Consider the following 26115-nt stretch of genomic DNA (forward strand, 5'->3'; position numbering starts at 1 on the left):
TCAAACGCGAACGCATGGTGCCGCTCGCCCATGCGCGCTTACGCTCGAAGCATCACACGCACATTTTCAGTCTGTTCGTCGCCGAGGACTTCCATCCAGACTTGCTCTGGGGTCGGTGCGGCCAGCACGATACCAAAGGACCAGAGCAGACGCTCAATATGACAGCCCAGAAGGACAAGATCGCTGTCGCTTGACATTCGTTCCCGGGATTCAAAGAACCGCTCGAGATCTAGCGCGAAGAGCTCGAACCAATCACCCAGGCTAGCCTCTTCCAAAGCCTTGAAGCTTTGGCTTGTTCTCCAGCGCCGGACATGTTCGCCAGTACACGCACACGCGTTCGCTGTAGCACACAGCATTTGCTCTAGATGACCTAGAGCTAGAGTCAACGCGGCGTCTACGTTGCGATGCTCCATGAAGTGCAGACGAGCGTCGGCGATTCCCTTCATGTTGCCCGCGAGCGCCTGACGGTAGAGGGCGTCGGTCGCTGCAAACTCCTCTGCCGAAAGACAACCGAGTTGGGAAAGGCGCATCCCGAAGTAATGAGAGCAGAAGAAGTGCGCGATGCGAAGACCAATCACTTCAAGTGTCGGTCTCGGTTGGGATAAGACGCCCCGGAGACGTTCGGAAATTATGGCGTAGTACGTGGCCCGCCCCGCCTGATGCAGAATTAGCGCGGCTGCAGGACGTGCAAGGGGGCCACCTTTGACAACTTGGTTGACAGATCCGGTGGTGACGAACAGTTCGCTTGAGACACCGTGCGAGGTCTCAGTGACGTGACAGGTCCCCAACTGCACCATCTGGGCGCCGCAATCGTTCAGCGCCATGCCTCTCTGCCGCAGGGACCGCGCGACGTCGTCTGTAATGACGACGGCTTTCACCGTCCGCAAGCCGTCGTGCAGTTCCGCGACATTCATCAAGTTCCGGACCGCGGCCTGCGCCTTGCCACTCTTGCGGCTGGAGGGTTCGAACTTGACGGGCACCCTGACTGGGGCCTGCATCTTGCGACTGACTTCGGCTGAATCGCTTGCGTTCGCGGCGGGTGCCGCGAAAGCCTCGCCCTCAATGAGTTTGCCCATGTAGTCTGCGACAGCTTCGCCGATATGCGCGGCGGCGTGGGTTGATTGGGCATCCACACACGAGCTGATGAAGAACTCCAGTGAGCACTGCGCAAATGCCACATTCAGCACCGACGTCTCCAGCTCCGGGGCAACAGTGCAGCCCACCAGCACCTTGCTGGAGGAAATCGGCATCACCACTCCAGCGAGCTCATCGTCGTTTACCAGCGAATAGGGCTGCATGCCGGTGAAATGAGGGTTGGGCGAGCCTATCGCCAGGCAGTCTGGGAGCACGAAATGCTCCGGCGCATCGACCGCAATGATTCGCCAGTTCATCTCTTTGAGTCGGTCCACGCGGGCCTTTGGCGCCAAGTCCCTGTCCAAGGCTTTGCTGTGGCTGCTGACAATCAGGCCAGGCACTTTGTCGAGGAGGACTTCCAACTGCTCCAGGACCGTAGCCGCCAACGTTGGAAACATCTGCCGGAACTTCTCGCGTGCCCGAAAGTGGACCAGTTTTCCGAAAGCATTCCGGAAGTGCTCCGGCATTTCACCGAACTTCGCCAGGATGTCTTCCTCGATTCGCTCGACAAACATTGAGTCCTGCTTGAGCGAGTCGATCCCGAGTAGGGTACGTGCTTTCTCGTCACTGACCATCGAGTCCACAAAGTGGTCCAGCAGCTCGGTAGCGGCCACAGAGAAGCTACCGCGGACGAAGGCGGAACGGATAGTCAGGTGCACAATGACTGCGGCCGCGACGTTTGCGTCGACCGGGCCAATGGGGGACTCGCGGAGCGCGGTGACCGCTGGCGACAGCACCAGTTCTTCGTACTTGGTGATTCGGTCGTCCAGCGTCTCCTCGTCTGACGGCTCCGAGTAGAAGTCCCGCTGTGCAGCGACACCCTCAGTGGAGGACAGGTAGGGCTCTTGCCCCTTCTTGAAGACGTAGACCTGGGTCTTCTTTCCTTTTGCCTGCCCGAACCCCCGCTGCAGTGCCTGAGGGATGAAATGTTGTTTTCGACCTGCCACTCTGATCTCCTACCGATCAGCAGGGACGCTCTCTTGCGATCCCTTGGCGACCTTAGCGCGATAGCCTGCGCTCGGCTCCTTCAATCCCGCGACGCCCTGAATCGCGCCCTCGTCGATCAGGAACGCGAGAGCGGCAGCTCGCCTGACCCTGCCGTCCAACCCTTCCGGGTCCACTTCCCCGCCTTCGAGCACGAGCGCTTCAAACTCTACGGTGCGGCTGAGGAGTTGGTCGGTGGAGGCGTGCGGCATAAATTGAAGTTCTCGGCCTTGAGTTCTCGTCATCAACTCGGGGCTTTGTTTTCCCACCTCCGGCAGTAGTGATCGTCGATCCCTTGCTGTACCCATGCGCCCAGTTGCTCAGCGTGCTCAATCGCTTCGAACAGCTTTTCCCTGCTGATGTGGATGGTTGCAGAGAGGAAGTCGCTTGAGCTCGCATCGGCGCCTTCGTCCTCTGGGCGGACAAAAAATGGCCTGGGATATGCCTGCAACGACTTATCGTCGTGCGTCAGATGATCCAGGACAAGGTCCGAATGCTGCGCGCGGTTGCGAGCCAAGACGACCTGTTTGAGTACATCTAGGTCGGCAGGACAAGCGGACCAATCAAGCTCGAAGCCTTCAGCAAAGCACGCCACGTAGCCTGCGATGAAGCCTGAGTCGAAAGCCTTCTTGAAGCACTTCGCGCAGGGTGGTTCAGACCATGTTCGTCGCTCCCAGGTAACGAAGAACTGCTTCAATGCATCGGACAGCATTGAGACCGCGGCACGACCAATCAATTCATGTTCGACGTCAGCCTGGAGCCACTCTGCGAGAAAGGCTGGCTCGCCACTCTCGTCGTACGGAGGATCATCGAAAGGTGGGAGGGCATCCTTGATGCGCCGCTTTGTTTCAACAAAGGGCGCTGACGCTGCATCGTAGAAGTGCCGGATAAGGTCCGTACGTTGCTTTAGGAAGAAGTAGACGTCCATGGACACAGGCCACAACGGTCACAATTCCTGGTCATCAGCCGCTTCAGCTACGCCGAGAGGCTGCGCTGCCAGGGCACCGGTGCTGGACATCAACCGCAGAATCTCTCGAAGCTTCTCCAGCAATTCGTCGAAGGTCAGCACTGTGACGTCCTTCGAGCTGTGGCGAAACAGATCGAAAGAGCGCTTCTGTTCGACTGTGGCTGGAGTCCTTCCGGCAACTACCACGCAGTGGACGGCAGCAGCATGCGTGTTCTTGAGGGACGGATCGTGTGATTTCGCGAGAAAGTTGGCCATCAACTGGTAGCGTTGGTCGAGCGCCTGGGCCATCGCGCTTGTTAGGTCCTTGTGTGGGGCATGCAAGTCTCCGCGAAATGTCTTGCTTTCGATGAGCGGCGTCGACGGCCGCTTGATTTCAATGACTGCGAGGCTGCCGGTAAAGTGCTGAGCGAACAGGAAGTCCACAATGCTCTCGCCGGCGCCCTTCAGCATTGTTCCGCCGACGTACGCTTGCTCTTGAACCAAGAAGACTGGATGCGCAAATGCCAAGCTGAGGACGAAAGGATTCGCCTTAAAAAAGGCCTGCCACTTCGGCTCGGGCAAGTTCTTGGTGAGCATCTCCTCAATCTTGAGGATGAGCTGCTTCAAGGTGACATGCTCGATGACGGACTTGAGCTTGAACAGCTCGGCTGGCTGATTGGCGGCCACCTTTGCGGCGTCCTCGCACACGACCGCAGCTGCGGCCAGTGTGTCGTTCTCACTTCGGTTCTGTGACCGTCCACCCAGCTTGACCAACTCGTAAATTTCACCCGGCTTAACCTTGGCAAAACGGCGCTCGAACTTCTGCGGATCGGCCTCGTGAAGCAACTCATTGAAGGCAAGCAACCTACGGTCGCGGAGGGACTGAGCGCGAGCGCGGTTAGTGATTGAGTCGATGGACCGCTTGATGGCCGCGAAGCGGTCCAGGCCGAGTTTGAACTTGGGTAGTTCTACGGACGCACCATCCCCGGGCTCAATCACCAACTCGGTGACTCCCTCGATTTCGAGGATCGCATCTGGGATGAGCCGGTACTCCCATCTAAAGCCCAGGCCGTACTTCGCATGCCGACCAAACCCCGTCGGAAGGTCGTCAAGCATGCCGTCGAAGTCGTCAATGTCCTCTGGGAGATGCCAAGGAAAAACTTCGTCACCGAGGACCGTGATGGTGGTCAACTCGTCGTACTTCGGTGTCAGGAACGCCGGGCGATAAGATGCCGACACCAGCGGAAACATGGTGAGCGCGCGCTCGGTCACCCTTGCAAGAAGAACTGACTGCTGAGTCTTCTCCGCCTCGTCGTTCAGGCGTGCCTCGCCGTGCGCGTAGACCTCAGCACAGTCCTCCCCACCACGATTAGTTCGACGAAGTGATACATGCATCGCTTCGGCATCGGGCCTAGTTCCGGGCTCCAGAACGTCGGTCGGCTCCGACCGACCGGAAAGGTCAAAGTCGAGGTCCTCTTGTTCAGTCTGAGCTTCAATAGCCCGCGTCATCTACTGCTCCCCCGTGCTCGTTGTCTTTTCAATCTCATGCAATCACTCTGAAGCGCTGACATTGTCAATGTCTGCAGTTAGCTCGGACGCTCTCCGGGCGTCACCTACGAAACCGACGGAAGTCGATGACGTCACCGGCATTTCGGATAGGGCTAGCTGAACCAGCATCTCTCGCTCTGGAGTCTCGAAGCATCGCTAGGTCCATAACCTGACCTGGCGCTTCAAAGTAACGCTCTCGAAGGTGGCAGAGCTTCTCAATGTCTAAGGTGGATGTACCAAGGAAAAAAGGAATACGCTCCGCCGACAGCACACCCTCGCTAACTAGAAGTTCGATGCTTCGGCGAAGTAGTCGTGGTTTCTCGGGCGCCCATGCTTGGTCTCCCGGCTCCGACTTGACTCCCCATCGTGCTGACCTTCGCTTGAACAACGCCAGCTTTTCCTCATCGCTCAGGATGCGCAAAGCATGTAGGCGCATGAGCATTGCGGCAACAGAAGTACCCCATCGCTGCTTCAGGGAAAGCAGGCTATCCAAATTCACCGGCAGCCTGACCTCATCCGCAAACGTCTGTGCCGGAAGAAGCAACGCACCAGCAAATTGGTGCGCTTGCCTCTCCATGAGGTTGTAGGCTTCTTTGTCAGGTGGAGGTGGAAGGTCTCGATGGAGAACCAGGTGCCCAATCTCGTGAGCGAGGTCGAACCTGCTCCGGAATGCGTTTGCCTTGTCAGCCGACAAATGCACGAGGGGGCGACCACCAAGTTCTTCACTCCAGCAAGATAGCCCCTCGATGACCGGAATTTCGGTCTCCTCCCGTACAACCACTATGCCGGCACCTTCCGCTGCCAGCAACAGGTCCTGAATCGGCCCCTTACCCAACTGCCACAGTGCGCGGCACTCTTCGGCTGCGGACTCAATGTCGGCGCCGGTAATCTGGTCCGCACTTGTGAAGTCCCGATGTGGAAGGTTCAGGCGAGGAAAGTCAACATGCTCCGACAAGAGCACCGCGACCTCCTGAAGCATCGTTGTGCGAGCTTCAAGCCTCTCTCGACCAGATTTGAGAGCGGACGCGTTGCTTCGGAAGAGCGGAGCAGAAACGCGCTTCATCGGCAACCGGGTGAGCCACTCCGACTTCACATTGAGCACGCTGGCCAAGCGCTGAAAGGTCTCGGCTTCAGGAGACTGGTCGCCCTTACACCACTTCGTAACGGTCGACGCTGCAACACCGACCAGGGCAGCAAGCTGTCCCTTGGTCAAGCCGCGAACCGAGAGCAACTGCTTGAGCCGCTCCGGTTGAAGGTCATCAATTCCCTTGGTCATCACCAGTTTTCTTGTTTGGAACGCTCTTGAGTACAGGCTTAGCGTTGTCGGGCTGGACCACAGTCTCAGGAGCTTCGTATAGCGCCAAAATCTTTGACAGAGGTTGGATGTACAGCCACGACCGCAAGTCGGGCGCCGGCAGGGCCACCATCACCGTGGTCAGCTGAGGCAGACCGTTCTCGTCCTGACCATCCATCACGCCGAGAATGAACAGCGTGGCCTCGGAAATCTCACCATCCGACTTGGCGAACAAGTCGTTCTGCACATAGCGTCGCTCGATGGCAGTGTTGATTTTCGCCAGTTGCGGTCGCGTCTTACCGCGTCGAAGATCAACCCACTTGTGACCGGGAACATTCAACCGCGCGACGTTGAATTTGCCCAGCCGCCCAACCACGACACGGTTACCGCGCAGTGCGGTGGGGTTGGCGCCGTGCGCCTCCAGCGCAACGAACATTGTTTCGTTCAAGGCGAAGTGTTTGTCCTGCCCGCCGGCAGAGCGACGGTGACCAGGCGCGAACCGAGCCCCGTATTCGCGTCCCTTACGGTCTCCGTCCCGGTACGCGTCTTCGAGCGCCATGAAAGCGTCCTTCGCAACGTTCGCGACGATCAACTTCTCAAGCTGGGCTTGGCCTTCAATCGAACTCATGATGAGCGGTGGAGAATTTCCGATGACGTGAATCATACTTCAAAAAGTTTCGTGTAGACTAGGATTTCTGACGAATTCTAGCGTTTAACTGTTGTTTTGTACAGTCGTCGAGGTCATCGAATTGAACAGCCCCGCGCTGCGCAGTCAGCGTAGCTATGCCCCCGTGAATACTTGACTCCTGCGGTGCACGATCCTCCCTCCAGGGCAAGGTGGGGTGTCGCCGCTCTCAACCAACTGGAGCCTTTGTGGCACGTATCCGTCGTCTTGAGATTCGGAACTTCCGGTCCATCCAATCTATGGATTGGGCCCCCTCCGCCGGCGTCAACTGTCTCATCGGGCCGGGCGACAGTGGCAAGTCCACCGTCCTCGACGCGATTGACCTCTGCCTAGGAGCGCGTCGCACGAGTGCCTTCGGGGACATGGACTTCTTTTCCATGAACGTCGACGTGCCCATCACCATCAGCGCCACGCTTGGGGAACTGCCCGCGTCGCTGATGGATATTGACGTGTACGGCGAGTTTCTGAGGGGCTTCAACCTGACCACCGGGTTGGTAGAGGATGAGCCAGGGGTTGGCCTAGAGACTGTCATTACGCTGCGCCTGCAGGTGGCGGCCGATCTTGAGCCCTCCTGGTCGCTGTTCTCCGCACGTGCGGAGCAGCAGCAGCTCGAGCGCACGCTGCCCTGGAAGGAGCGCTTTGCTTTGGCGCCGGCTCGGATAGGTAGCTTCGCGAGTTCAAACCTGTCGTGGAGTCGCAGCTCGGTCCTCAACCGGTTGACGGATGAGCGGGTGGAGCTAGGCGCCGAGCTCGCGCGCGCGGCAAGACAGGCAAGAACGAACTTCGGGAATCAGGCGGCGGCCCATCTCACCCAGACGTTGGACGTGGTTCGGCAGACTGCGCACAACTTGGGCGTTCCGGTCGGTGCCATGCCTCAGGCACTCCTGGACGCACACTCCGTGTCAATTGGCGACGGTGCCATCGCCTTGCACGGCGAGACAGGGATTCCGCTCCGCTCACTAGGGACGGGTTCATCGCGGCTGCTCGTGGCTGGCCTTCAGCGTGCGGCGGCCGGTTCTGCGCCGATTGCGCTGGTCGACGAGGTCGAGTACGGACTGGAGCCTCATCGACTCATGCGATTCCTCGATTCTTTGGGCGCGAAAGAGGTAGCGGTGCCTCCCTTGCAGGTGTTCCTGACCACGCACTCGCCTGTCGCCCTGCGCGAGCTGTCTGGTGGTCAGCTGTTCGTTGTCAGGCCCGCGGGTGGCCACCACGTCGTCAAGCCTGCGGGAAGTAGCAATGAGGTGCAGAGCACCCTTCGTGCTGATCCGGAGGCATTTTTAGCAAAGTCGGCCATCGTGTGCGAAGGGGCCAGTGAGGTTGGCTTCGCCCGCGGGCTTGACCAAGCTTGGGTGCAAGCCGGCCAGCGCTCGTTTTTGGCCCTCGGCGGTTCGTACGTCAACGCTGGTGGGGGAAGCCCGGACAACAGCTTCGCCCGAGGAGCCGCGCTGCTGAACCTGGGCTATCGAGTGCTCGTGTTCATAGATGCTGACAAACCGTGTGCCCCAGGCGTGGCTGAGGCGTTTGTGGCTGCCGGCGGCCAGGTGCTCACGTGGCGGCAGGGTTTAACCCTTGAGGATGAGATGTTTCGGCATCTCCCTGATGCTTCGCTGGACTCGTTGTTGGCGAAGGCCGAAGAGGTCGTTGGCGCGGACATGATGAACGACCACGTTCGTACGAAGTCCCAGGGCCACCGTACTTTGGCTGAAATCAGGGCCGAGCGACAGCAAGGAGCCTACCTGCCCGCAACGCGTGAACTTCTCGGCATCGCCTCCCGTATCCGGAACAACGGGTGGTTCAAGTCGTTGACGACCTACCAGGAGGTCGCGAAAGACATTGTCGCGCCGGCCTACGGCCCCACCACCGAGGCGGGGTTCAAAACCGTTATCGAGCAGCTCTGGGGCTTCACCAGTGCCGCCTGAAATTGACCTCTTAGCTATTGCGAGGGGCTCGGTCACAGCTCCGGCCGGGTGCGGCAAGACCCAGCTGATTGCAGACACCCTCACAGCGCACGCGCATCCGCGTCCAATCTTGGTGCTCACGCACACGAACGCCGGGGTGGCGGCCTTGCGCGCCAGGCTGAAGCGCGCTGGTGTTCCGCGCTCCGCCTACCGCGTCTCGACCATCGACGGCTTTGCAATGAGGCTGATCGCGCGGTTCCCCGGCAGAAGCGGGCACAACCCTGCGATTCTGGAACTGCAGCGTCCCAACACCGACTACCCGGCGATTCGCGATGCGGCGCGGCAACTGCTCGTAGCTGGACATGTCCGTCAGCCGCTGAGCGCGACGTACGCGAGGCTGCTCGTTGACGAGTACCAGGACTGCAACCTAGTCCAGCACGCCATCGTCTCCGGGCTCGCGGAGACTTTGCCAACCTGCGTCCTCGGTGACCCGATGCAGGCGATATTCGGCTTCGGCGCGAATCGCTTGGTGCATTGGGACAACGAGGTCCAAGTTGCGTTCCCGGCCGCTGGTCAGCTCGGTACACCGTGGAGGTGGCGCCTTGCAGGTGCGGACAACCTTGGGAACTGGTTGCTCGGCGTCAGACAGCAACTGCAGGCAGAGCAACCCGTTGATCTGCGTACGGCGCCAGCCGAAGTTCGCTGGGTGCAGCTGAATGCGGGAACAGAAGTCCAGCAGCGTCTGGTGGCCGCCAGGACCGAGGCACCGAATGCGCAGGGAACTGTGCTCATCATCGGTGACGCCATCAACGTTCAAGGGCGCTACCAGCTAACGAGTCAGACCCCTGGCGCAATGACCGTCGAATCCGTCGACCTGCGCGATCTAGTCAGCTTCGCTGGCCAGTTCGACCTGCGGGGAGGCCGCCCTCTATCACAACTTGTCGAGTTTGCTTCGAGCGTGATGACTGGTGTCGGCGCGGCCGCGTTGCTGCCCCGCGTCGAGTCGTTGCGGACCGGGAGAGCGCGGACCCCACCAACACCAACTGAGGCAGAGGCCGTAGCGTTCGTGGCGGAGCCGACCATGCAATGCGCGCTACGCGTTCTACAAGCCCTCTCAAACCAGCCTGGCTCCCGCGTATACCGCCCTGACGTGTTGCATAGCTGCCAATCAGCCATGCAGGCTGCCGCAGGTGGCGAGATCGATCTGCTGAGCGCCGCTGTCCTGGCCCGCGAGCGCAACCGTCACCGTGGACGCCCGATTGCGCGACGCTCCGTGGGGAGCACTCTCCTGCTCAAAGGGCTCGAGGCAGACGTCGCAGTTGTACTTCATCCGGAGCTGATGACGGCTCAGAACTTGTACGTCGCGTTAACGCGCGGTGCGCGCCAAGTCGTTGTCTGCTCGCCAACCCCAGTCATTACGCCGGTGCGTGCTCGATAGGCGGTCGTCCGGTACCTAGCGAACGAGCTTGTCGCGGCACCTAAGCATGAACTGCTCGTAGAGCGGAACGAACAGGTGGGCCTGTTCGTTGAGCACGCGCGCCTCTTCTTTCACCCATTCGGGTCGAGGGCCCATAGCTCTGAGACTGTCCGAAAAAACGGAAGCGAAGGTACCGTTTCCGACGGGAACGGTCTTTTCTACAAGGTGGTCAGATAGCTCAGCTGCAGCCTTGTAGAGCGCCTCGAGGCCTGCCTGCAACTCCTTGTCGATGAACTGCTTCTCGGGAGAGTCCCAGGTTTCGTAGAAGTCGAAAAGTGGCTGGATTGCCTTGCGTTGGAACGGCCCCCCGAAATCGTGGTCGCGAAGGAGTCTTATCGCCGGCTCGAACCCGAGAGTGGCTTTGAGGTCGTCGTACAGGCGCTGGTCGTGCGAAGGCTCTTGCGCAGCTACCGCCCCGCCCCGCAGATGGGGATAGTGCTGAAACAGCCTGGACTCGTCGCGCGTCAGATCGGCCCAGACGTCTGGCCAAAACAGGACGGCGACCTCGAAGGTGCCGGCCTTCGAACGCTGCTCAGACAAGTCGCGCACAAATTCCTGCAAGTGCTTGTCTGTGTCGGCGGTGGTAACCACGAAAAGCTGTTGCAGCGCAGGCTTGAAAGACTCGGCCTTCTCCACCTCGGCGCTAATAGTTGCTGCCGTGAGGCCATCCAGAGTGTTCTTACACTGAAGGCCCACCAAGCGCCCTTTGTCGTCCTGGCCGAAGATATCTACGCCGTCTTGCCGCTGGCCTTGCCTACCATGGCGAGTGAACTCAGGGTTGTCCCAACGATTCTTCGCTGCGGAGCACACGATGGCCTCGAATTCGTCCCACGATCTGGGCGGTGGCATGCGTAAGTCGGCGAGGGTTGGCATACGGCATTATCCGAGCAAGCACATGGCGAGGCTTTACCACCGGAACGAACAGTGACCAGTGGGGCGTCGGTCTCTTCCGTGACGAGTTCATTGTTTTTTCCAGTCCGACGTAAGGAGATGGAAAAACCTGAGGCACCGCATCACGAACGTCGATGTCTGGTCAGTGCTTCAGTGGCAGCTATCGATCACAGAGCTGACGCTGGCGCAGCGGACTCCAAGGGCAGCAATCGCTGCAAAGCAGGCATTGCTGATGAAGCTGACATGGCGGCAGCGCGTCGCATCCTGACTCAGGGTTTACCAAGGATCGCTCTTCAAATCTCTAAGCTATGTATTTCAAGTGAATGACTGGGTAAGCTCGTCCTTGTCCGTCAAGCGAAGAACGACCGGTGCGACTGAATCCCATTTTTTCGTAGAAGCCTATCGCTTGAACATTCTGCTCGTTGACATCGGTTGTCATTCCGGGATGTAACGAAAGGCCATGGCTCACGAGTGCAGCACCAATGCCCATCCCTCTGTAAGCGGGATCAACGAACAGGGCCTCCATGTGCTCCTTGTCGATGTACATGAATGCCAATGGGTAATCATTCCCATCCACAGCAAGCCAGAGCGAAACTTGAGGCAGAAAATCACAGACCATCTCATCGATAGCTCGGCGATCTTCCTTGGACAGAAAGCCGTGGGTGGCATCAACTGCTCGGCGCCAAATTTCAACAGCACGTTGGCCCTCATCAGGACGGGAAGTTCGAATATTGATCATTTTTAATAGCGCGCCGCAAACGATGAGATCAGGCCCGGAGGGCTCATTTACGACGATGGCTGACACAATGTACGGAGCCATCGTCTATAGCGTCGTAAGGCCGAGCAGGCAAACAACCAATATAACGCAAAAGAACACTCCGAGAGTTGCGGCAACTCGGTCCGTGAGAACCCGCTCTCCATCTCGCACAAAAGTCAGTGCTCCTGCCGCTCCGTAAATTCGGCCTTCGTTCCCGCGCTCGCCACGCCACCGTCCTAAAGTAAGCAAGCAGATCACCATCTTGCCTACAGCGACAAAAAGAACATCAACCAATAGCCAGACAACGAATCCAACAATTGCATCGATCAAGGGCGAACGTCCTCCGTTGGCGTGCGGCTCAACATCATCTCAAGTTTTTCTACGGCGAGGATACGAGTACGTTGAGCCTGAGCATCGAAGATCGCAATGTGCGACGGGGAGCTGTCAAGCACAAAGCCTGTGGCGACAACATCACCACCCCTCTTCAACTCAACACAGGGAGCTCTGGAAAGCTCGCAACCTTTTCTGTACTCCACAGCCTCTTTCTCCGCTGCGGCCCTACCGGCGGTTTCTCCAAGGGCAGCTGGAACTGCCATAAAGGCTGTCAGTAGGATAAGCGCGCAGGGAATCGCGCTCGCAAACAGTATCGTGAGCAGCATCTGCCGAATGAATCGTCGCCGCCAAGCGGGCTGCCGCAGCAACCATGCAGGTACTTCGGCTGCGGTACCTCCTATAGGCGAAAGCAGGATAAAAATATAAAAACCGAGTATGACTGCTGAGGCCACAAACCAGTGCAGGTTACCTAATATGGCACCCAGGATGGCTATGAATCGATCAACTACTCCGTAGTACCCGTTGATCAAAATCCAGTCCGTCGTTTTAGGAAATAAGCTTGCGTCTATGCCCCAGTATTTGAGGTAGAACCTATGTCTCACATCGCCAATTAGGTGAAGGGTGACGGTGCCCGCCGCGACGATGGCAGTGGACAAACTGAGCACCGTTGGCCAACTCAGGGGGAGCAATCTCCGGGGTCGGGAAATTTCCTTGGTTTGCGGCATGTGGGCACTGTATCCGCAACAGGCGTGCTCTGGTTCATAGGGTCGCCGGATAGGCCAAATTTTGCCCGCAAAACACGCTGAGTCGCCGAGTACCGCTCGATAGTTCGCAAAACGCGTCAATTGACTAAAAACTGCGGGAGGCTTTCACTAGGCGCCAAGCCTCAGTTGAGAAATCCCCATCATTTCAATAACTTAAGGAGATCCCCACAATCACAGCGAGTGTGAATTTTGATTGGAGCGGGTGAAGGGAATCGAACCCTCGTATGAAGCTTGGGAAGCTGCCGTTCTACCATTGAACTACACCCGCGTGCCGCCGATTCTAGCCGAGCTTTTGGGGCACGCTCCAGCCGCTTTGCACGGCTCCCTCCAAAGTAGCCGGATATGGCCCCTCAATGTAGTCTCCGCAGGCTGCCAGCCCTGGAGCAATGCCTGCGGATGGACGAACCAGTGCGGGTGTGCAGGCGAAGGTAGCGCGCTTTTCGATGATGGTTTGCAGTGGCCTGACAGTCAAGCCCAGTTGGCTCTTGGCCTGTTCGGTCACGGCCCGCTCCAGCGCCGAGCGTTCGCCCTGACTCGCGCTGATGACGAAGGCCAGAAGGCGTGAAGGTTCTTGGCTTTGCGTGATCTGATCCCGATCGAAGACGAACTGCGCCGGATACTGGTCATTGGACCGTAAAGCGAGCAGCGGCCGCGCCAGCAGAGGCGCGGAGCCGGAGGACTCTGCCTGGGCGTATACGGTAGCGATAGCCTGAAAGCGCAGTGCGGCGGCTTGGGCTGCCCATGCTTTCATGTTGCCCTGCAGAGGCTCTTCTGTTTCTGGCGAGGAGTCTGCCAGGATGCGTGCTGATTCAGACGCGGAGACGGCCAGCACCACACTGTCAAAAAGCTCGCCCTCGATCTGCCATTGCGATGCTTGCCGCTTCAGCGCCTCGATTCGCCGGCCTGCAACTACGCGCGCGCCACGCTCACCCAGCCAGCGGCCCGCAGCAGCAGGAAATAGCGCGCTCAAATCGCAGCGCGGCAACAGGAAATTCGAACCACCGCGCTGGCTGAACAAACCATCGTGCAGCACACGCAGAAACACAGTGCCACTTGCCTGCTCCACCGGAGTGTTGAGCGCAGAAACACAGAGCGGTTCGATGAACTCCTTCATGAGCCTGGGAGGCAACCCGGCGCACAGATCGGCCACACTGGTATGTGCTTCACAGCGAAAGCCCGCGCGCTGCCAGCGGCTGGCAGTGCGCAGCAGTGCCAGCTTGTCGCGCCACCTCCAGCCGCGTGCACGCAAGATGCCCGCCAGGGCGTCCAGCGGGGTCGGTAGATCGGGTAATGACAAGCCGGTGCCGTCGGGAAACATCAGCGCCATGGGCAGGCGCAGCAAGGCTTTCTCGGGGTCGACATTGACCAGACGCATCAACCGCAGTGTGTCGGTGTAGGCGCCGATGAGGATGTGCTGACCGTTATCTACCAGGATCTCACGGCCGTCCGGCAATGTGAGCGGCACCCCTCGCGCGCGGCCACCTAGCGTGCGCGCGGCTTCGAATACGGCGACCTGATGGCCGTCCTGCACGGCCCGCACGGCGGCGGCCATGCCGGCCCAGCCGGCGCCAATGATAGCGATGCGTTGGGGAACGGCGGTGATGCGCAAACCGCTGACCCTCACCCCTACCCTCTCCCGCATATGGGAGAGGGATGAAAGCCATTGGATGGCGGGTGCTTGCGCTTCATTCAGAAGCGGCCCAAAGCCTGCATCTTCCAGGCCAGCCACAGCTTGCGCAGCGGAGTCAATGCCACCCGCTGGTGCAGCACCCGGTAGCCATCCGCTTCAATCTCACGCAGCAGCGTGCGGTAGATGCTGGCCATCATCAAACCTGGCTTCTGGGTGCGGCGATCTTCGTCAGGCAGCAGTGCCAAGGCCTTGTCATACATCTGATGCGCGCGCGCCACCTGGAACTTCATGAGCTCGGTGAAACGGTCTGAATACACGCCTTTGATGATCTCGTGCGCCTTCACGTCAAACTGCTGCAGTTCGTTCACGGGCAGGTAGATCCTGTCGCGCCGGGCGTCTTCGCCCACATCCCGGATGATGTTGGTGAGCTGGAACGCCAATCCCAGTGTGTGAGCATATTCAGTGGTCTGGGGCTGGGCCTGACCGAAAATGCGGGCGGCTACCTCCCCCACCACGCCAGCCACCAGATGGCAATAGCGTTGCAGCGCGGTGAAGTCCAGGTAACGGGATTGGGTCAAATCCATCTGGCAGCCTTCGATCACGGCCAGCAGGTGGCGCGCCTCGATGCCATATTCAGCCGCATGCGGCATGAGCGCCTGCATCACCGGGTGCGTGGGCTCGCCGGCGTAAGCGCGGCCCACTTCCGATTGCCACCAGGCCAGTTTGGTAGCCGCCACTCCGGGGTCGCTCACCTCATCCACCACGTCATCCACCTCCCGGCAGAAAGCGTAAAAGGCCGTGATGGCGGCGCGGCGCGGCGCGGGCAGAAACAGAAAGGCGTAGTAAAAGCTGCTGCCCGAGGCGGCAGCTTTTTGCTGGACATAATTTTGCGGGGTGGTGCTCACGAGGGAGATTGTCCCATTAGAGTTCCTCCTACATCCGCAGCATGCGCCACAGAATGACTGGCGCGTCGGATTTGCCGACGGTGGGGCGTTGGCTCAGGGTGGCATAACCAATGGCAGAGATTTTGTCGAGGATGCGCAGGCCGCCCTGCACCACGGCCCGCAATTCCCACCCTCCCCGGCCTGGAATGCGGTGTACCAGCGGGGCGCCCGAGAGCATCATCGTCCTGGCGTCAGCCGCGCACGCGGCGATCAGGCGCGTTGTTTTCTCGTTCTGGCGCAGTTCGGGAAACTGGCGCCCCGGATCGGTCATGCGAATCCCGTGCGCGGCGCATTCCGCCAGCGGCAGGTAGTAGCGTCCACGCGGAATATCCACGCTCAGGTCTTGCCAGAAATTGATCAGTTGCAATGCGGTGCAGATCGCATCGCTCTCCGCGAGCGCCTCTCGGCTGCTCACGCCGTAGAGGTGCAGCAGCAGGCGGCCCACGGGGTTGGCTGAGCGGCGGCAGTAGTTCAGCAGTTCAGCCCTATCGGCATAGGCCGCCTTGGCCCTGGTCTTCGCGACATCCTGCTCAAAGGCTGAAAGCAGGTCATCCAGCGGTTGCAGCGGTAGTTTGAAGGCTTTTATCTGGCTTGCCAGCGGCCCGAACACCTGCGCCCAACGCGCTGAGTGCGCATGGCCTTGCACCACGGCAAGCAGATCGGCGCGGTAGGCGGCCAGATCGGTCAGACGCTCTTCGGCGGAGGCATCACCCTCATCGGCGATATCGTCGGCTGTGCGCGCAAAATGGTAGATGGCCGCGATAGGCGGCCTCAGCTTGGGCGGGCATAGCCACGAGGCTACGGGAAAATTCTCGTAGTGATCGATGGAGGAAGAGCGAGACGCGGGCATGGGTTGGGAATTCAGGGCCGACTCAAAAAGACTTTTCCGATATGACGGATGCGTCATAAGCCTGGATATTGTGACTTGCAAGCCCGCGTTCGCATGGACCTGTCCGCCCATCGGCGAAAATGTGAAGGTTCTACCTCGCACCACCGCCTATGACTCCCCTGCTACGCCGATGGGCCGTTATCACCTGTAGCCTGTTGGCAAGCTTGATCGCCCCGAGCGCCTGGAGCAAAGACTGTGCGCCGCCTTTCACCCTCCCGACAGAGGCCGCACTCACCGCAGCTGCGCAGCAGGCGCAGGATCGGGGCTTCCTCTGGAAAATCAGCAAGCAGGACAGCACGTCCTATCTGTACGGCACCATGCATCTCGGCCGCCTCGATTGGTGGGCGCCGGGCCCACGCGTGACGGCCGCCCTGGAAAGCAGCCGCGTGCTGGCGCTGGAGATGGATTTGAGCGACAACGCCACAGCGACCAAACTCACCCAAGGTATGCGGGCCAAGAAGAATGATCCGCGCCTGCCTTCCGAACTGGCCGCACGCCTGCGCCAGCAGGCGGAAGCCGAATGCCTGGACTGGCAGCCTCTGCAAAATCTGCGGCCTGAGTTTCAGCTCAGCACTGTTCTGGTCATGTCCGCGCGCCGCCAACAACTGGAAGCGGCCTACGGGGCTGAAACCATGCTGACCGCCCTGGCACGGCGCCAAGGCAAGCCGATTCATGCCCTGGAAACAGTCGACGAACAACTTCATGCCTTGCAAGCCTCCGATTCAACTGAGCTCAAGGAGATGATCGAAAGCAGCCTGAAGGACATGGAGGCAGGCAAGGGCCAGGAAATCCTGGTCAAACTAGCCACCGCATGGGCCGCGCGTGATGCCACCGCCTTGCAAAGCTACGATCAATGGTGCGACTGCATGGAGTCAGAGGCTGAACGAGCCATGTCGCGGCGCCTGCTTGATGACCGCAATCAGGTTCTGGCTGGGCGCATCAATGCACTGCACAGCGCCAGTGGCCCGGTGTTCGTCGCAGTAGGCGCCCTGCACATGTTCGGTCCGAGCGGTCTACCCGCACTGATGAAGGCGCTGGGCTATACCGTCGAAGCGGTGTTCTAACCGTGTTCTGCTAGTCAGGCTCAGGCGTTGACATCTACCACGACGCGCCCGCGCACCCGCCCCTCGAGCAAGCGTGCAGCCGTCTGCGCTGCCGCAGCCAGGCCAATGGTTTCCGTGTTGCTCGCCAGCACTTCCTGAGGAAGCTCGCGCACCAGCCGATCCCATGCTTTGACGCGCTTCGCATAAGGCGCGTTCACGCTGTCCACGCCCGCCAGGGTGACTCCACGCAGTATGAAAGGCGCGACAGTCGCCGGAAAATCCATACCCTGCGCCAATCCACAGGCAGCCACCACACCACCGTATTGAATGCTCGCGCACACGTTGGCCAGCGTGTGGCTGCCCACGCTGTCCACCGCGGCGGCCCAGCGTTCTTTCTGCAAGGGCTTGCCGGCCGCATTCAGCGTGGAGCGATCCACCAACTCCTTGGCGCCCAGCGCCTTCAGGTGCTCGGCTTCGTTCAAGCGCCCGGTGGAAGCGTGCACTTCAAAGCCCAACCGTGAAAGCAACGCGATGGCGATGGAGCCCACCCCGCCATTGCCACCCGTGACCAGCACCGGTCCGCGATCGGGGGTCATGCCATTGTCTTGCAGCGCCATCACACATAGCATGGCGGTGTAGCCCGCTGTACCGATGCTCATGGCTTGCGAGGGCGTCATGCCGGCGGGCAGCGGCACCAGCCAATCAGCCTTCACCCGCGCCTTCTGTGCCAACCCACCCCAGTGGGACTCGCCCACACCCCAGCCATTGAGAATGACGGCATCGCCCTTCTTGTAGCGCGCATCGCTGGATTCAAGCACCGTGCCGGCAAAATCGATTCCCGGCACCATGGGGTAGCGGCGCACCACAGGTGCTTTGCCGGTGATGGCCAGGCCATCCTTGTAGTTCAACGTCGAATGGGCCACCTGCACCAGCACGTCGCCCTCAGGCAATTGGGACTCATCCAGCTCGGTCACGGAGGATTGAACCGAGCCTTCCTCGGTCTTGGTAAGCAAAAGCGCCTTGAACATGGTCTTCTTCCAGTCATTGAAAAGCGAGCCTAACTATACGGCGTGTGATACAACCACGTAGACTGTGGCGCGAGATACCATCCGCCTGCTATGCCCCGACATCTGCATCCCCGCGATTTCGCGCACGACGCCCCGGCTGTCGCTCATGCCTTGATCGGCGCCACAATGCTGGTTGACAGCGTGGGCGGCATCATCGTGGAAACCGAAGCCTACGACCGCACTGAACCGGCTTCGCACTGCCACCCAGGCCCCACGCCGCGCAATAAGGTCATGTTCGGCCCTCCCGGGCATGCCTATGTATATCGAAGCTATGGCATGCACTGGTGCCTGAATTTCGTCTGCCGTGAGAACGGCCACGGCGCCGGGGTACTGATACGAGCCATCGAGCCCACACATGGGCTGGATCGCATGCGCGAGCGGCGCGGCTTGCAGGACGAGCGCTTACTGTGCGCCGGACCGGGGCGCCTGGGGCAAGCGCTTGGCATCACGCTGGAGCACTACGGTTTGCGTCTCGACAAGCCGCCTTTCGAGGTCTGGGCCGCCCCTGCCTCCATCACACCGGTGCAAGTGCTGACCGGGCCCCGCATTGGTATCAGCAAGGCCGTGGATCTGCCCTGGCGTTTTGGATTGGCGGGATCGCGCTTTCTGAGCCGGCGGTTCGGTTGAACATCGCGTCAACCGCGGCGTCAACGGCCTCGCAGTTCAAGGGCAACTGCCTCCAGTCTGCGCAATGCCGGCGCGCAATGCCTTGACGGCAGCACCGTCGTCCGCCCCGAACACGTCGCGCGTATAGGCGCATCCGTATGTCGGAGCGGCTACCGTGGCGGCGGTCAGCACGTCGTCACCGGCCGGTTTAATACCTGCAGTTTCCCACTGAATCATGGCGTCGAAAGCTTCCACCTGCTCAGCGACAGTGAAATCGCAGTGGCTGACACCACGGATGGCGCGCTGCACCAGGTTGCCGCTGCTGCCCCCTGCGGCTGCGCGCTGCGCATAGGTCTGCTCCATGCTGAACGGCACGAACAGATCGCCCAGCGTGTGGATGGACACCACCGGCACACTGAACTTGCCGTTGACCTGCGGCACCCAGCGCAGTCCGTCGCGGCGAAGCCGGTTGGCTTCTGGGTCCCCCTGCAGGCGCTGCGCGCTGGCGTTGAGGGCGGCACTGCCGGCTGCGTCGCCGTCTATGACATAGGTCACCTTGGTGGTATCGATCACCGGCTCGGTCAGTACGCCGTCGAGGGCGCTATTTACGTTGAACGCGATACCCCAGGTTGAAGGAAAGCTGCCGCCGAAGGCCCAGCCCTGCGTGAACATGGGCCGCTCACCGCCAGTGAGGTTCTTGACGACCGACAGGTAGGTCATGCCCAATGCCGTAGGCGTGATCTTGGTGTCACCGCCGCCATCCGGAAACTGGCTGAACAGCTGCCCCGTGACGCTGCCCACAATGCTGGCCCATTGATCACGCGGCGTATTGGTGTAACCGGTGAGCGCCTGGGCAGCCATCTGCATGGCGCCGAATTCGTTGAACAGCTCCCTGTCGCCCACCACGCCGCACATGGGCACCGCGCCATCGTAATGCACCTTGTTGTTGGCGTAGTCCAGCGTCTCCTGCTCCACCGCCGCTGCCGTCACGTGGCCGCCCATCGAGTGGCCCGTGATATAGATCTTGCTTGGTTTGGCCAACGATCGGCCGTTGGCGGTCGCGATATCGTTGAAAGCCAGCGCCAGGGCGTTGGTGTCCTCGACGCCAGCACGCACATCGTAATAATTCTTGCTGTAGCTGGACGCAGCCCAAGCATAGCCCTGCTGGATGAGGTGGCGGCGAATGGAGGGGTCCGACACTCCGAGCATGTTGCCGTTGCCGGCGTAGCCATGCGCGTACATCACAAGCTTGCCGTTCCAGTTGGCCGGCACCTCCACATGGTAGGCGGCACCCTCCCGCACGCCAGACCAGCGGCTGGTGGTACTCATGTCCACCACATCACCAGCCGCAGCGGCCATCGGCGCGAAGGTGGGCGCCACAGTACCGGTCGAGAACGTTCGCGAATCCTGGGGACGCGTCTCTTCCGGCTCGTCGCCATCTCCGCCACACGCGGACAAAAGCACGCCCACGGCCAGTGCTACGAAGGTAGTACGGTGCTTCAGCATCATGAAAGAGGTCCCTGCAGTGGTTTATTGGAATTCGCGAGCACAGCCCCGACCGCGCACGCTTCTGGGTGTTTTCTGGCATTTATCCACCCCCCAGACCCCTGAAGTATTCGGATTTACCCTCGAAGCTATCCACCGGGAGGTACTTTGAAAGTGTCCGTGATGTGCTTCTCAGCACGCTCCAGCGCGGCTCTGGCCTGGATCAACCACCTCCAGATTCGACGGCCTGAGTAATGAAGCGCCCTACATCTATCAGCTTGGTTTGACATGATCAGCGATGCTCAGGCTTGTCTTACCTTCTGTAAAGTTGAATTGAATGAACATTTAATTCACAATTTCTGATGCGTAATCTGAACCTTGATCAATTGCAAACACTCGTCGCCATCGCGGACCTCGGCACGTTTGCCGCGGCGGCGCAAGCGCTCCACCTCGCGCCACCCACCGTGAGCCTGCATATCAAAGAGCTGGAAACACGCATGGAGGCGGCGCTGGTGGTGCGCGGCAGAAGGCACGCCGAAATGACGCCAGCGGGCGAGGTGCTGGTCCAGGAGGGACGCAAGCTGCTTGCCGCCAGCGACGACCTCATCGAGCTGGTGCAGCGCCGCGCCGCCGGGCGCGAAGGCCTTGTCAGAATCGGCGTATCGGCCGGTGTCAGTACCCGGCTTTTGCCCTGGATGCTTGCCGCGCTCAGCAAGAAAAATCCGGGAATCGAGGTCAAGCTGGAAGCAGTCGGCTCAGCCGACTCCATGCGGCGCCTGAAAGCGGGAACGCTCGACGTCGGCATCGTGGCCAGCCCTCAACCTCATGTCCCGGAAATCCAGCTGACCCCTTGGCGCAACGATCACATGGTGGCGCTGTTGCCTGCCACCTGGAACGCTCCGGAGCTGGTCACACCCGAATGGCTGGCCACCCGCCGATGGGCTTCTTTCGCGCCGGCGACCCAGATGCATGGCCTCATTGCAAGCTGGTTCGGGCAGGCAGGCCTCAACCCTCGGCCATTCCTCTCTCTGAGCTACCCGGGCGCCTTGAAAAGCCTGGCGCTGGCCAGCCAAAGCGCGGCCATTCTGCCGCTTGAGGAAGTCGAAGAGCTGCAGGACTCACCGGAGGTGCATGTGCGCCGCCTGCATCCCGACCTCATGCGCCCCATGGCCGTGGCACATCGGCGCTCTTCTGCGCGCAGCCTGACGATCGGTCACGTACTGGAGGTCCTTGCTGATTTTTCTTAGGTATTCGTGATTTTTCTTCTGGAATGTCAGCGTTGTCCGACAGCGGGGAGCGTGAAAAGCCGATGACAAGGGCTATTCCGAAGTTCACAATAGCCTTCAATTCAAGCGCGAAAGAATTCGAGCCCACTAGATCTTGAGCTGTTCAGAATGACCACCTTGTTCCGCCCGTTCGTCATAGCCTCCTGCGTTGCAGGAATGCTGCTGGCCGCAGGTTGCGCGAGCGGCCGATTCGCCAGCCAAGGCCGGTTCTTTCAATATGCTTCGGCAGAAGGCAAGGTCTTTGCCGAATACGATGCGCACGACGCCACCACATGCGCCGCCCATTTGGCCAACCTGAGAAAAAACAATTCTCACGGCGCCGATACGCTGCGCTGTTCCGCCGATTCAGCGGCTGCAAGTCTGCCTGTGAGCGCCGGTGCTGCAGACATGCAAGGCACAGATTTCAGCTTCAAATTTGCTTCCAGGGAAGAGTGCCAACGCATGCTTCCCGCCATTACCAGCGGAGGCCGCATCTCGCGCCAGTGCTCTTAAGTATTACCTGATCAAGCCGCAGCCATTTCCTCCTCCCTTCCTCCTCAGGCTGCGGTTTTTCAAGCGATGATCTTGCTTCGGCGGATCATCGCTTTTTCTTTGTGTGGTCTTCCCTCGCGAAATTGCGCCTGCGTCTGACACGGAAATTCTTCCGTTTCACGCACAATGCACTGGTACTTTCACACCATCCAGGAACCTGCATGAGCGACGTCCCCAACTCTTCGCCGCCCGCCGACTACACCCAGGGCCGCGATGGCATGGCCCCTGGCCAGACGGCCAAGGCCCATGCACGCGCCCGCGTTGAATTTCGTGCTGGAGATGGGCCACTCATCGCCATAGAGGCGGATCACGCACTGGAGCTTGAGCGCGCGGAGCAGAGCATGGTGATCAGTTGGCAACAGGACGGCCAACCCATGAATGCCGCCATTCCGGTGGTTGAATTCAACGAGTACATCGATACGGGCAAGATCGTCATCGATACTTGATCGTGTCTTCAAGCTTTCGGCGCCCTTTCCCCTGGCTCACGGTCTCATCTCGCGCATCAGTACATACAGGGCTTGGGCTGGCACCGAAAGGCTGCGTTCGCGCTTGCGCACCAGGTAGATCTGCCTATCCAGCCCCGGCAAGGCGAGCGGCCGTGTAACAAGCCCGGGCTTGTTGAAATGAAAGAGCGTCAATGCCGGCACCACGCTGATGCCCAATCCTGCCGTGACCAACCCTGCCACCGTAGCCAACTGCTCCACCTCCACCAAGGTCTGCATGGTTTCGGGGAAAAAAGCAGCATCCAGGTATTGGCGCACACTACTGTGCCGTGCCAGATGGACGAAAGGCCAACGCCGAAGATCAGCAACTTGCACCCGACGGCGATGAGCGAGCGGATGGTCGTCTCTACACACCAGGTGAAATCCATCCACGCAGAATGGCTCCGCCTGCAGTTCGGGCGCATCGACGCGAATCGCAGCCAACGCAAAGTCCGCTTCACCAGCGGCTACGCGCGCAATGCAAGGTTCTGAAAGCTCATCGGCCATCCCGAACTCAACACCGGGGTAACGCTGCAAGAAAGCTTGCAGCACGCCAGGCAACCATCCGGCCGCCAACGAGGGCAATAGCGCAATTGCTACGCGGCCGCGCTTGAGTTCCGCAGTGTCCTGCATGCTCTGCCAGCACGCGCGCATCTCGGCCTGGATCCGCAAGGCCGACTGCATGAAACGCTCACCTTCGGGGGTAAGCAGAACATGGCGCGTGCTGCGGTCGAACAAGCGCAGCCCAACCGACTCCTCCAGCGCCCGGATCAAAGCGCTGAAAGCCGGTTGCGACAGATGGCACTGCGCCGCAGCCCGGGTGAAATGCTTCTGCTGGGCAAGCGCCAGAAAGGCATCAATATCTCGTGATGAGAGATTTATTCTCATTACAGATTAATTAATCTTAATTATCAATTTTACAACATAGCTTTGAATTCCTATATTGCAGTAGGCGCTTGATGAAAATCACCCGTCGTATCTTCTATTGCCTACTGAAATGCCAGGAACCACCCCCAATGCCCTGTATGAAGGAACCTTCGACCTGGGTCCTTTCGCTTTTGAGCAAGGCGGGCAGATCGATTCGCTTCGCATTGGCTATGCCGCACATGGCCAACTGAACGCGGCTCGCAATAATCTGTTGCTGGTGCTGCCGGGTACGGCCAACACGCGGCACAGCGCCGATGGCTATATTGGCCCAGGCAAAGCCTTCGATACGGATCGCTATTTCGTTGTCGCCACCGATGCCATCGGTGCGGGCACCTCGTCCAAACCATCGGATGGCCTAAGGAGTGAGTTTCCCCGCTACACGGTTCGCGACATGGCGCGGGCGCAACACGCCTTCATGGCCGCGGCCTTCGGCGTGCACCAAGCAGCTGTCGTGGCGGGCGCATCCATGGGCGCCTTCCAGGCCCTGGAGTGGGCCATCCACTATCCCGATTCGCTCGGCAGCGCGATCCTCATGGTGCCTGCTGCACGCACCGGAAACATCATGAGAGCGGTCGTCCGGGTCGCGCTCGAAGCTGTGCGGCTCGATCCCGCCTGGAACGGAGGTCACTATTCCCAACCACCACTGCACGGATTAAGAGCAGCAGGAAGGCTGTACTTCCCATGGACCGTGACCGACGCTTACCTAGAGAGTCTCAGCGAATCGGCCGTAGAAGAGGAGCTTCAGGGTACGGTCGCACGTGCAACCCAATGGGATGCGTGGGACTTCATCCGACGCTATGAGGCCTCTGCCGGCCACGACATCGGCATTCCCTTTGGCGGTGACATGGCGCAAGCCCTCTCGCGCATTGCTGCGCGAATGCTGATACTGCCCAGCTCGACAGACCGTCTCCTGCCTCTCGATTCAGCACGCATCATCGCCAGCCATGTGGCGCATGCGCGCTATGTGGAAGTGCCGAGCGATCGTGGGCATCTCGGGTGGCGCGCGGTAGAAGGCTCGCCGGCAACTCAGCTCATCACGGACGAAATCCGACTATTCACCACGAAAGACAAACCATGCTGAAAAGACGTTCCCTGCTGGCTGCCGCTGCATTTACCCTTTATTCGGCAGCCATGGCCCAAACCTACCCAGCCAAGCCCATCAGGCTGATTGTTCCGTTCGCAGCCGGGCAAGGTGCTGACGCCGCCGCGCGCATCGTGGCACAGAAACTTTCAGAGAACGTCGGGCAACCCTTGGTCATCGACAATCGTCCAGGCGCAGGCGGCATCATCGGCACAGAGGCAGTCGCCAAAGCCGCTCCTGATGGCTATACCCTGCTGGTCGGCTCCAACGGCACGCACGCGGCCAACTCGGCGCTCTATGCGCGCCTGCCGTACAAGGTGCAGGAGGATTTCGTGCCCATCGCCTACATCGGATCAGTCGCCATGGCCCTGATCAGTTCCCCTGCTTACTCAGGCAAGACCCCGCAGGAAGTCATATCGGCAGCGAAAGCCCAGCCCGGAGCACTTAGCGTGGCGCTGCCGAGCTCCACCTCCCGCGTGGTGCTGGAGATGCTGACAAAAGCTTCCGGCGCCGCCTTCAATCCGGTGCTCTACAAAGCCAGCAGTACCGCCACCACCGATGTCATGGGTGGGCATGTGCCGCTCGCCATCGACACCGTTATTGCCGCGGCGCCGCAAATCGCCTCGGGCAAGTTGCGAGGCATTGCCGTGACTTCGAAGCAGAGAACCGCGATCCTTCCGCAAGTGCCCAGCTTCGCCGAGAGCGGCCTGCCCGCCATCGACATCGCCGCATGGAACGCTTGGTTCGCACCGCAGGGCACTCCGCCGGCGGTCGTTGCCAAACTCAATTCCGAGTTGGGCAAAGTGCTCAGTGACGCTGATGTTCAGGGCAAACTCCGTGCACTGGGCTATGAGCCTGATGGAAAGATGGGGCCTGCTCAGGTAAGGGAATTCGTACGCTCGGAAGAGAGAAAATGGGGAGATCTCATTCGAGCTGGGGGCATCAAGGCTGAATAGGCCCACCCTCTGCGAGCCGCCCGCCTCTCACCACAGAATGATCTGCGAGCAGCGGAACAGCGCCATCTTGCGGCCTTTCTCATCCTTCACGGTTGCTGACCAAACCTGAGTCGATCGCCCCAGGTGATCGGCTACGCATTCCACGCTGATCACCCCTTCCTTGGTCGTGCCGAGGAAGTTTGACTTCAGCTCCAGCGTGGTGAATCCTTTGGCGCCTTCAGGCAGGTGCGCCACAGTCGCATATCCCGCGCAGGTATCTGCCAGCACGATCACCGACGCCGCATGCAGGAAGCCATTGGGGGCCATCATCCAGGGGGCGACCGTCATCTCCATGGTCATACGCCCTTCCGAGACGGTCAGCGGCCTCAAGCCATAAGTGTCAGGCAGCGTGCCGCGTTGGCGTTCGATGAATTTTTCAATCGTTTCGGTGGTGCGAAGCATGTGTTTTCCTTTGGTCATGCAGATAGCCGCCAA

The 26115-nt window shown here is 60.0% G+C and carries 25 protein-coding genes and 1 tRNA gene; 9 read left to right on the forward strand and 17 right to left on the reverse strand.

Features of this window, described 5'->3' with window-relative positions; genetic code table 11:
• Window positions 1-38 precede the first annotated feature (38 nt).
• The 6 genes from WJU18_RS23250 to WJU18_RS23275 all read right to left on the reverse strand — a co-directional run bounded on the left by WJU18_RS23250 (window position 39) and on the right by WJU18_RS23275 (window position 6570).
• Window positions 39-2081, reverse strand: coding sequence for a DUF4238 domain-containing protein (locus WJU18_RS23250; RefSeq protein ID WP_423455941.1), 2043 nt, complete (start codon window positions 2079-2081; stop codon window positions 39-41).
• 9 nt (window positions 2082-2090) lie between these two features.
• Complete coding sequence (locus WJU18_RS23255) at window positions 2091-2330, reverse strand: hypothetical protein (protein WP_423455943.1); 240 nt, start codon at window positions 2328-2330, stop codon at window positions 2091-2093.
• 32 nt (window positions 2331-2362) lie between these two features.
• Window positions 2363-3046 carry a hypothetical protein gene (locus WJU18_RS23260; RefSeq protein WP_423455945.1) on the reverse strand — a complete coding sequence of 228 codons (684 nt, stop codon included), beginning with the start codon at window positions 3044-3046 and terminating at the stop codon, window positions 2363-2365.
• A gap of 18 nt (window positions 3047-3064) precedes the next feature.
• Complete coding sequence (locus WJU18_RS23265) at window positions 3065-4573, reverse strand: Shedu immune nuclease family protein (RefSeq protein ID WP_423455946.1); 1509 nt, start codon at window positions 4571-4573, stop codon at window positions 3065-3067.
• Window positions 4574-4673: 100 nt separating this feature from the next.
• Window positions 4674-5888: an XRE family transcriptional regulator gene (locus WJU18_RS23270; protein ID WP_423455948.1), complete on the reverse strand. Its 1215-nt coding sequence runs from the start codon at window positions 5886-5888 to the stop codon at window positions 4674-4676.
• On the reverse strand, window positions 5872-6570 hold the full coding sequence (locus tag WJU18_RS23275) for a hypothetical protein (protein WP_423455950.1): 699 nt from the start codon (window positions 6568-6570) through the stop codon (window positions 5872-5874). The genes WJU18_RS23270 and WJU18_RS23275 overlap by 17 nt, the downstream gene beginning before the upstream one ends.
• A gap of 209 nt (window positions 6571-6779) precedes the next feature.
• On the opposite strand from WJU18_RS23275, the gene WJU18_RS23280 reads away from it, so the two are divergent.
• Together WJU18_RS23280 and WJU18_RS23285 are read left to right on the forward strand one after the other, a co-directional pair.
• Window positions 6780-8513, forward strand: coding sequence for an ATP-dependent nuclease (locus tag WJU18_RS23280; RefSeq protein WP_423455951.1), 1734 nt, complete (start codon window positions 6780-6782; stop codon window positions 8511-8513).
• Entirely contained in the window at window positions 8503-9930 is a 1428-nt protein-coding gene (locus WJU18_RS23285) for a UvrD-helicase domain-containing protein (protein ID WP_423455953.1), read from the forward strand. The genes WJU18_RS23280 and WJU18_RS23285 overlap by 11 nt, the downstream gene beginning before the upstream one ends.
• A gap of 15 nt (window positions 9931-9945) precedes the next feature.
• Here the strand turns inward: WJU18_RS23285 and WJU18_RS23290 are convergent, their stop codons facing one another.
• The 7 genes from WJU18_RS23290 to hpnC all read right to left on the reverse strand — a co-directional run bounded on the left by WJU18_RS23290 (window position 9946) and on the right by hpnC (window position 16138).
• Window positions 9946-10842 (reverse strand): hypothetical protein, encoded by an 897-nt coding sequence (locus WJU18_RS23290; RefSeq protein WP_423455955.1) that lies wholly within the window; start codon window positions 10840-10842, stop codon window positions 9946-9948.
• A 319-nt stretch (window positions 10843-11161) separates the two neighbouring features.
• The gene (locus WJU18_RS23295) at window positions 11162-11599 is read right to left on the reverse strand and encodes an acetyltransferase (protein WP_423461080.1); all 438 of its coding nucleotides are present in this window, start codon (window positions 11597-11599) and stop codon (window positions 11162-11164) included.
• A 344-nt stretch (window positions 11600-11943) separates the two neighbouring features.
• On the reverse strand, window positions 11944-12606 hold the full coding sequence (locus WJU18_RS23300; RefSeq protein ID WP_423455956.1) for a hypothetical protein: 663 nt from the start codon (window positions 12604-12606) through the stop codon (window positions 11944-11946).
• Between the two features lie 302 nt (window positions 12607-12908).
• Window positions 12909-12982, reverse strand: a tRNA-Gly gene (locus WJU18_RS23305).
• A gap of 12 nt (window positions 12983-12994) precedes the next feature.
• Entirely contained in the window at window positions 12995-14338 is a 1344-nt protein-coding gene (hpnE, locus tag WJU18_RS23310) for a hydroxysqualene dehydroxylase HpnE (RefSeq protein WP_423455958.1), read from the reverse strand.
• A 65-nt stretch (window positions 14339-14403) separates the two neighbouring features.
• Entirely contained in the window at window positions 14404-15249 is an 846-nt protein-coding gene (gene hpnD, locus WJU18_RS23315; RefSeq protein ID WP_423455960.1) for a presqualene diphosphate synthase HpnD, read from the reverse strand.
• 28 nt (window positions 15250-15277) lie between these two features.
• Window positions 15278-16138 (reverse strand): squalene synthase HpnC, encoded by an 861-nt coding sequence (gene hpnC / locus WJU18_RS23320; protein WP_423455962.1) that lies wholly within the window; start codon window positions 16136-16138, stop codon window positions 15278-15280.
• 203 nt (window positions 16139-16341) lie between these two features.
• On the opposite strand from hpnC, the gene WJU18_RS23325 reads away from it, so the two are divergent.
• The gene (locus WJU18_RS23325) at window positions 16342-17241 is read left to right on the forward strand and encodes a TraB/GumN family protein (protein ID WP_423455963.1); all 900 of its coding nucleotides are present in this window, start codon (window positions 16342-16344) and stop codon (window positions 17239-17241) included.
• A 20-nt stretch (window positions 17242-17261) separates the two neighbouring features.
• Here the strand turns inward: WJU18_RS23325 and WJU18_RS23330 are convergent, their stop codons facing one another.
• Entirely contained in the window at window positions 17262-18248 is a 987-nt protein-coding gene (locus WJU18_RS23330; protein WP_423455965.1) for an MDR family oxidoreductase, read from the reverse strand.
• A 90-nt stretch (window positions 18249-18338) separates the two neighbouring features.
• Here WJU18_RS23330 and WJU18_RS23335 point away from each other — a divergent pair, with 90 nt between their 5' ends.
• Complete coding sequence (locus WJU18_RS23335) at window positions 18339-18914, forward strand: DNA-3-methyladenine glycosylase (RefSeq protein ID WP_423455967.1); 576 nt, start codon at window positions 18339-18341, stop codon at window positions 18912-18914.
• Between the two features lie 36 nt (window positions 18915-18950).
• Here the strand turns inward: WJU18_RS23335 and WJU18_RS23340 are convergent, their stop codons facing one another.
• The gene (locus tag WJU18_RS23340) at window positions 18951-20399 is read right to left on the reverse strand and encodes an alpha/beta hydrolase (protein WP_423461081.1); all 1449 of its coding nucleotides are present in this window, start codon (window positions 20397-20399) and stop codon (window positions 18951-18953) included.
• A 341-nt stretch (window positions 20400-20740) separates the two neighbouring features.
• Between WJU18_RS23340 and WJU18_RS23345 the strand changes: the two genes are divergently transcribed.
• The 3 genes from WJU18_RS23345 (at window position 20741) to WJU18_RS23355 (ending at window position 22641) form a co-directional block, all read left to right on the forward strand.
• Window positions 20741-21625: a LysR family transcriptional regulator gene (locus tag WJU18_RS23345; RefSeq protein ID WP_423455969.1), complete on the forward strand. Its 885-nt coding sequence runs from the start codon at window positions 20741-20743 to the stop codon at window positions 21623-21625.
• Between the two features lie 147 nt (window positions 21626-21772).
• Window positions 21773-22156 (forward strand): hypothetical protein, encoded by a 384-nt coding sequence (locus tag WJU18_RS23350; RefSeq protein ID WP_423455971.1) that lies wholly within the window; start codon window positions 21773-21775, stop codon window positions 22154-22156.
• 200 nt (window positions 22157-22356) lie between these two features.
• The gene (locus tag WJU18_RS23355; protein WP_423455973.1) at window positions 22357-22641 is read left to right on the forward strand and encodes a hypothetical protein; all 285 of its coding nucleotides are present in this window, start codon (window positions 22357-22359) and stop codon (window positions 22639-22641) included.
• A gap of 36 nt (window positions 22642-22677) precedes the next feature.
• Here WJU18_RS23355 and WJU18_RS23360 read toward each other — a convergent pair whose 3' ends face one another.
• A complete protein-coding gene (locus tag WJU18_RS23360; RefSeq protein WP_423461082.1) occupies window positions 22678-23559 on the reverse strand; it encodes a LysR family transcriptional regulator in 882 nt (293 codons plus the stop codon).
• Between the two features lie 115 nt (window positions 23560-23674).
• Between WJU18_RS23360 and WJU18_RS23365 the strand changes: the two genes are divergently transcribed.
• Together WJU18_RS23365 and WJU18_RS23370 are read left to right on the forward strand one after the other, a co-directional pair.
• The gene (locus WJU18_RS23365) at window positions 23675-24685 is read left to right on the forward strand and encodes an alpha/beta fold hydrolase (protein ID WP_423455975.1); all 1011 of its coding nucleotides are present in this window, start codon (window positions 23675-23677) and stop codon (window positions 24683-24685) included.
• Window positions 24679-25641, forward strand: coding sequence for a Bug family tripartite tricarboxylate transporter substrate binding protein (locus WJU18_RS23370; RefSeq protein WP_423455976.1), 963 nt, complete (start codon window positions 24679-24681; stop codon window positions 25639-25641). The genes WJU18_RS23365 and WJU18_RS23370 overlap by 7 nt, the downstream gene beginning before the upstream one ends.
• 27 nt (window positions 25642-25668) lie before the next feature.
• Here WJU18_RS23370 and WJU18_RS23375 read toward each other — a convergent pair whose 3' ends face one another.
• A complete protein-coding gene (locus WJU18_RS23375) occupies window positions 25669-26082 on the reverse strand; it encodes a PaaI family thioesterase (RefSeq protein ID WP_423455977.1) in 414 nt (137 codons plus the stop codon).
• Window positions 26083-26115 lie beyond the last annotated feature (33 nt).

This window comes from Ottowia sp. VDI28 (assembly GCF_049532675.1).
Classification (GTDB): Bacteria; Pseudomonadota; Gammaproteobacteria; order Burkholderiales; family Burkholderiaceae_C; genus Ottowia.